The organism is Syntrophomonas sp. UBA5494 (assembly GCF_002426325.1).
In genome coordinates this window covers 1-6,589 of record NZ_DIPG01000074.1, presented here as the reverse complement: position 1 = coordinate 6,589, position 6,589 = coordinate 1, and the positions used below count along the sequence as shown (strand labels likewise).

The 6,589-nt window shown below is 48.3% G+C and carries 8 protein-coding genes and 2 pseudogenes; all 10 read right to left on the bottom strand.

Annotated elements, in window-relative coordinates; genetic code table 11:
* Positions 1-188, bottom strand: a pseudogene (locus B3W37_RS08570) (gamma carbonic anhydrase family protein); the annotation flags it as partial.
* Positions 189-347: 159 nt separating this feature from the next.
* Positions 348-1,547: an iron-sulfur cluster carrier protein MrpORP gene (locus B3W37_RS08565; protein ID WP_483168740.1), complete on the bottom strand. Its 1,200-nt coding sequence runs from the start codon at positions 1,545-1,547 to the stop codon at positions 348-350.
* A gap of 58 nt (positions 1,548-1,605) precedes the next feature.
* On the bottom strand, positions 1,606-2,475 hold the full coding sequence (locus tag B3W37_RS08560; RefSeq protein WP_483168739.1) for an ATP-binding protein: 870 nt from the start codon (positions 2,473-2,475) through the stop codon (positions 1,606-1,608).
* Positions 2,472-3,314, bottom strand: a complete 843-nt coding sequence (locus B3W37_RS08555; RefSeq protein WP_481038883.1) for a nucleotide-binding protein — start codon at positions 3,312-3,314, stop codon at positions 2,472-2,474. Before B3W37_RS08555 ends, B3W37_RS08560 begins: the two co-directional genes overlap by 4 nt.
* A gap of 1 nt (position 3,315) precedes the next feature.
* Entirely contained in the window at positions 3,316-3,684 is a 369-nt protein-coding gene (locus B3W37_RS08550; RefSeq protein WP_483168737.1) for a NifB/NifX family molybdenum-iron cluster-binding protein, read from the bottom strand.
* On the bottom strand, positions 3,681-4,067 hold the full coding sequence (locus B3W37_RS08545) for a DUF134 domain-containing protein (RefSeq protein ID WP_483168736.1): 387 nt from the start codon (positions 4,065-4,067) through the stop codon (positions 3,681-3,683). Before B3W37_RS08545 ends, B3W37_RS08550 begins: the two co-directional genes overlap by 4 nt.
* A gap of 61 nt (positions 4,068-4,128) precedes the next feature.
* Entirely contained in the window at positions 4,129-4,395 is a 267-nt protein-coding gene (locus tag B3W37_RS08540) for a DUF5320 domain-containing protein (protein WP_481038877.1), read from the bottom strand.
* A gap of 380 nt (positions 4,396-4,775) precedes the next feature.
* Positions 4,776-5,228, bottom strand: coding sequence for a hypothetical protein (locus B3W37_RS08535; protein WP_483168734.1), 453 nt, complete (start codon positions 5,226-5,228; stop codon positions 4,776-4,778).
* Positions 5,229-5,232: 4 nt separating this feature from the next.
* Positions 5,233-6,018 (bottom strand): hypothetical protein, encoded by a 786-nt coding sequence (locus tag B3W37_RS08530; RefSeq protein ID WP_483175386.1) that lies wholly within the window; start codon positions 6,016-6,018, stop codon positions 5,233-5,235.
* Positions 6,019-6,181: 163 nt separating this feature from the next.
* Positions 6,182-6,589: pseudogene (locus B3W37_RS08525) on the bottom strand (3-deoxy-7-phosphoheptulonate synthase); the annotation flags it as partial.

Below are 6,589 nucleotides of genomic sequence, written 5' to 3'. Positions count from 1 at the left end.
ATGATAACCCCTTCCTCCACCGCCGTTTCCGATCCGATCTCAATCCGGCCATAATCACCGCGCAATATGGCTCCATGCCCGATATAACATCTATCGCCTATTTTAACGTTGCCTATAACGATGGCAGTTTCACTTACATAAGTACCTTCCCCTATCTCCGGGGTGTAGCCATTAAAAGCATAGATCATCTAAAAACCTCCGCATCTTCACCGTATATTGTGTTAAAGGTATTTTCCTCCACCCACATGAGTTGGAATTATCAAGTAAATTACAGATTTGCCTTCGATCACATCGTCGAGCGGCACACCACTCAGGCAACAGAGCTTTTGTGCTACAGGATAATTGAGTTAATGGCCGCATCCATCATGATGCTGGTGTTCCTGGCATACCGATCCGGTAGAAATCAAATCGCCTTGGAGATACGCTGTCACCGCAGCTCTGGCGTCACCGCCAGCCCCTACGATTACTTGTATCCCTTTTTCATTGAATATATCTATGGCTCCACTGCCTATGCCCCCGGAGATAATTACATTGACCCCTCTGTCATTCAGAAAGTTGGGCAGAAATCCCGGCCGGTGCCCGGGGTTGGCGATGGTTTCGGAAGCGATGATCTGGTTGTTCTCAGTATCGAAAATCATAAAACTCTCACAGTGCCCAAAGTGCTCCGTAACCTTGCCATTTTCACTCGCCACCGCGATTTTTAGCATTTTTCTTCCCTCCAATTCCGCTAATTCTCTTGCCGCAGCTTCCAGCCATTTAGCATCATATAATTCAATCGTGCCCTGGTCGCAGGCTGCCGAAATCTCTGGATCAATGGGCAGCTTGGCCAGGACTTTCAGATGATGCTGCCTGGCAATCTCGTCGATATGGCTGTCGCCGAAAATCTTATAATCCTTACCATTATCGGGACAGGTGAAATATGACATGTTTTCCACCAGACCGATAATGGGTATTTTCATCATTTCAGCCATCTTGACTGCTTTGGATACGATCATTGAGACCAGCTCCTGGGGTGAAGTTACGATTATAATGCCGTCCACTGCTATGGATTGAAACACTGTGAGCGGCACATCGCTGGTACCGGGGGGCATATCGATGAACATAAAATCGACATCATACCAGATCACATCGGTCCAGAATTGTTTTACCGCCCCGGCCAGCATGGGCCCCCTCCAGACTACCGGGTCGGTTTCATCATTCAGCAGCATATTTATAGACATGATCTCAATTCCGGCCTTGCTTTTGGCTGGCAACAGGCCCAGGGCATTGCTGCTTGCTTTCTCTTTGATGCCGAAAGCCTTAGGTATAGATGGCCCGGTTACATCGGCATCCAGTATGGCGGTTTTAAAACCTTTCCGGTTCATACAAGCCGCCAGCATGGAGGTGACCAGGGATTTCCCTACCCCTCCTTTTCCGCTGACCACTCCAATCACTTTTCTGATATGGCTGAGTTCATGGGGCTGCTCCAAAAAGTTGGTTCCGGGTTCTTTCCTCTCGGCACATTCATCACTGCAGCTTCCGCAATTCTGATCACAATTCTCGCTCATTAAATCTACTCCTTTACATCAATTTAGTAAGTTGCTGGGGCTGAATATTGTTTTTTATTTAATCACTGCCTTGAAAGAGCAGTCTCATCGTCTCCTCATAAACCCTCTTAACAGCGCGCCCGGATATGCAGTCCACATCCACAATGGTCTGGCCGGTATTTATTGCCTCGGCCGCGTCGGCGTCAAACGGTATCCGCCCGGCAAAAGGAATATTGGTATTTTCGCAATAGTTTTCAATAAATTCGGTTCTAGTCAAATTTTGATCGTATTTGTTTACACAGACCATCATTTTGGTTCGGAAAGCCCAAGCTGTTTTAATAATGCGTTCCAGATCGCTGATGCCCGACAATGATGGTTCAGCAACAATCAATACCATATCGACCCCGCTCATGGAAGCGATTACCGGACATCCAATGCCTGGAGAACCGTCGATAATCGCCAGTTCAGTATCCACTCCGGCCGAGTTTAACTGCTTTTTCACCTCGGTGACCAGTTTCCCTGAGGCGCCGTTTCCCATTCTAAGCTGGGCGGTGGAAAATAAGGCGTCATTTTGATACAGCCTCAGTTCTCCGGCCACTGCCGGCCGGAGCGATACTGCCCCGTATGGGCAGAGCACCTGACAAACTCCGCAGCCTTCGCAGGCGTAATGGTCCACTCTGTAATCCGCTTCAGCGATTATGGCATCAAAGCGGCAATGCAGCCGGCACAGGTCGCAGCGAATACACAGACCTGCATCAATGACTGCTTTGGGCAATCCGCAGTAATCGCTTCTTTCGGGTTCAGAAGGGTGATGCATGACCAGATGTAAATTGGGTGCGTCAACATCGCAGTCGGCATAAGCTCTGGCAGCGGACAGCTTGATAAACGCGCCGGCGATGGTAGTCTTGCCCGTACCCCCTTTCCCGCTAAGGATTAAGAGCTGTTTCATAGCGCAGCCTCCCTCTTCACTATCCGCAGCAATGATGAGAACAGAGCCCGATACTTGGCACTGACTCTAGCCGCTATCAGGGCGTTGGAATTTAGTGTGGCAAGTTCCCGATCGAAGGGAAGCTTGCCTAATATGGAAATGTTTTTATCTTCGCAGAATATTTCCGAAGGATTTACAGTTTCCAGGCATTTATTTAAGACCGCCCCATGCGGTTTACCGAACAGCTTTACCAGCTCATACACCATATTTAAGTTGTGAACGCCGAATAATGTGGGCTCTGCCACCAGGATGCAATAATCCGCCTCTTTGATGCTTTCCATGACGGTACAGGCGCTGCCGGGCGGGCAGTCGATGAATATAGGATCGGTGTGCACGAGCTCACTATTGCTCAACATCCTCTTGATAATAGGGATTCCAGATGGTTCGCCGATATTTAACACCCCGGTATGGACGGCAACATTATCCGCAATACCCCTCAGGACTTTGCCGATAACCTTGTCTTTTTCCGTCAGGATATGCTCCGGGCAGAGTAAGAGACATCCCCCGCAAGAATGGCAAATATTTTCGAACACTTTCAATCTGCCGTTGACATGCGCCAGGGCATTGAACTTACAGAAATCAACACAGATGCGGCATCCGATGCAAATTCGCCCTTTTGCTGAAGGAACCTTAACCGCAATGTCTTCAGTTTCAAGAACTTGAGGCTTGAAAAACAACAGACCATTAGGTTCTTCTACATCGCAATCAATATAGGTGGATGATTCCGCTGCCGCAGCCAGATTGACTGACAGCAGGGTTTTGCCTGTGCCGCCTTTGCCGCTTAGCACAGCAATCTTCATGCTATTCGCCTCCACGGCCGTGAAATCCGGAATGGATTTCGGTCAATTCCTCAAGTCTGCCGTTATTAAAGTCATTGATATTGCTTGTCACAGAGGTACCCGCAGTCTTATATATCTTGATACCGGCCGCTCTAATTACCTCGGCGGCGTTTTCGCCGCAGCGCGGGGTAAGCAAAGCCTGGATACGGCTGTCGACTATTGCCTGAGCTGCCTTTATCCCGGCGCCACCTTGGCTTGACGCTGCCTGATTGCCGACAAAACGGCTTTCTTGATCCTCAGTATCATAGATCAAAAAATATGGAGCACGTCCAAAGGAAGCGCAAACACTGGCAGGGATGCATTGGTCTTCTACCGGTATGGCAATTTTCATTGGCTTTCCTCCTCGCTATCAACACTGACAAACCCTTTGCCACAGCGGTGTCTGTGGCAGCCGCCCCTTCCGCAAGCCTCGCCCAAACCGTCGCATAAGCGGTATTCCCCGCCCCCGATAAACAAAACCTTGCCATTCACCAGAGAATCCGCCAGTTTCTTTCTGGCTTCATTGTAAATACCCTGAACGGTGGTGCGGGCAATATTCATCTGGCCGGCGCATTCTTCCTGGGTTAATCCTTCCAAGTCGATAAGCCTGATGGTCTCATACTCGTCCACACCCATATTAATAAATCCCGCCGCCTTGGCCGTGCAGTCCAGAGGCCCAAAGCGATTGCTTTGCGGCAGACAACATACTTTTCTCCATTTCCGCGGTCTTGGCATATCATTCACCTCGATTAACGCAGGAATTAACCAGAGTTTCCTCTGGTATTCCCGCTGCTCGCTACATGGTCTCCATATACCTATCAATAGCTTCTAACCGGTTTTGCAGAACACATTTTTGTTCCTGCAGCAGTTCTTTATAGTTCTTTGCCGCAATATAACTACAATTCAATCGTCTGCCCGTGCGCTGACGCAGGCCGCGCCTACATCCCAATCCTTTTCCCAAGGCGGGACCGCCTTCCACAGCTTTCGCCCCACTACATAGGCCCAAGCCTCTGCCTGTCTTCGCTCCAAGTCCCATCGGGCCGGTTCTGTCTCCTCCCGGCATAACACACACCTCCTTTTGGTTTATGACATATGTCGCTTACAATTACATTATGAACCGGTTAATGACATATGTCAATAACTTTAGAAGTGCATTGCAATAAATAGGCCGACAATTTATGGAATCATTTTCCTGCATTGCCGGCACTTATGGGCTTTTTTGTTATGCAAAATGTACTGCTTGAAAACAGCTTGGATTACAGAAATTTTAACTGCCTTTCAAACAGTTTAAAGTGAATAAGCAAATATTATAACCGCTAAATTCAGTATTGACTTGAGGCCTGAAACAACGTTGCCGGATAAAACCTTTACTGCAAACATCTAGTCTCCTATTTAACTTTTTTGGCAATACCGAAGTCCACTATGTTGACCTTCTGCAGATTGCTACGGTATCATGGACATTCCTAAAGCGAGATGCCCCCGCAAGGTCTTCTTAACCATCTCCACCTGATTCTCCTGACAATCAACCATAATAATGACTTCTGTGATTGCTTTGGACCGGCATGTAAATCGCTTCATTTTTCCCCACAGGTAGTCCAGCAGGCATCCCAGCAAAAAACCGGCTGCTAAACCTATAAGGCCCCAAATGATGGGACCCCATTCCCATATAAAGCCGTATATGACACCAAGCGTCATAAAAGCAGTACCCAGGATAAACCCTGCATCGGTCATGCTGATACCATCGGAATGGTGAATAGTGTCAAAAATCTCCCGGGGTTCTTCGCTCAGTTCCATCGGAAAGGCTAATATCTGCTCGTTCTTTAAGCCTTTTTCCAGCAGTTCTGTAACAGCCAGCTCGGTGTACAGTGAGTAGTTAAATGAAGCGACGATAAACAAGACTTCAGCCTCCTTGCCTGGGCAGCGGCTTCCTGGCGGCAGCATTTTGAAACTGGCTGCGCCAGTACTGGGCCTGTTCCATATCAAAAAGCTTATTGATTTCAATGGCATTAACATAAGCATCCCAGGCGGCAAAACCATAGAATGAAGGGATATTAATAAATAGCTGCCAGTCCAGGACGGTTTTGGCCTGTTGAAAATCGCCGACCGCAGTGTAACCGACAGCGATCAGGGCATTGGATTTAACAATGACAGCAGCTGACACCGCCATGAGAAATACCGCTTTTATCGTTTCGGCAGTATGCAGCTGGCCAATACCCGGGATCAACAAAGACCATGCCATAGCCACCCGGGGATTTCTTTTCTCCAGACCGTTCATCGATGCCACGCCAAGATTAACAGGAGTAATTCTGGCGTTTTCCCTGTCAGCTAATACAGAAAACTTGTTGAACTCTACAGCGAGACGATAACTATCCCAAATAGAGAAAACCAGTATTCCGCAGTACAGCAGCATCCATTGCGTATCCAGGACTTCTTTGGCTTTTGCAAATTCACCGGTAAAGCTATATAAAATGGCCAGGTTAATGTGTGCCATTTGGTTTATAATGGCTTCTCCAGCAAATACGAAGATCCCTTTGGCCATGCTTCCGCAGGCCATATGCCCGAATCCGGGGAAGGTCAATGACCACCAGGCGATAACCCAGGGTTTCCTGAGGTGAAAACTATTTAGACTGTAGGAGGTCATATTAATTTTGGGACGGCGAATAATCTGGTTTGCAGGTTGGTTCATATAAGGTCCTCTTGCCAAATAGTACAGAGTTCCAATATTCCTATTTTGTAACATTTCCTGCTCAGATATGCACAATCCAATTGGGGTCAAGGATGAAAAGTCCGGTAATTACAAACTTAAGTTTTCTTCAGGATACAGCCACAAGTTTCAGCAGGATCCAAGACTACACAGTACGGCCTGTTTTCATCAACGAAGCACCGCCGGTTTTCCCCTCAAAAGCGATGCGGCGTTTTAAGTCCTTCATTAATTCGCCAAATTGAAGCAGATCGAGAGATTGGGCGCCATCGCACAGGGCCCGGGCCGGATCGTTGTGGGTCTCAATCATCAAGCCGTCAGCCCCTGCCGCGACCGCAGCCCTAGCCAGAGGGGCTACCAGACCCCTTATACCTGCCGCATGGCTGGGGTCCACAATAACCGGAAGATGGGATTTCTTTTTCAGCAGTGGAATGGCCGACAAATCCAATGTGTTTCGGGTGGCGGTCTCGAAGGTGCGAATTCCTCGCTCACAAAGGATAACCTGACTGTTTCCCGCTGATAGTATATATTCTGCGCTCATCAAAAGCTCTTCCAG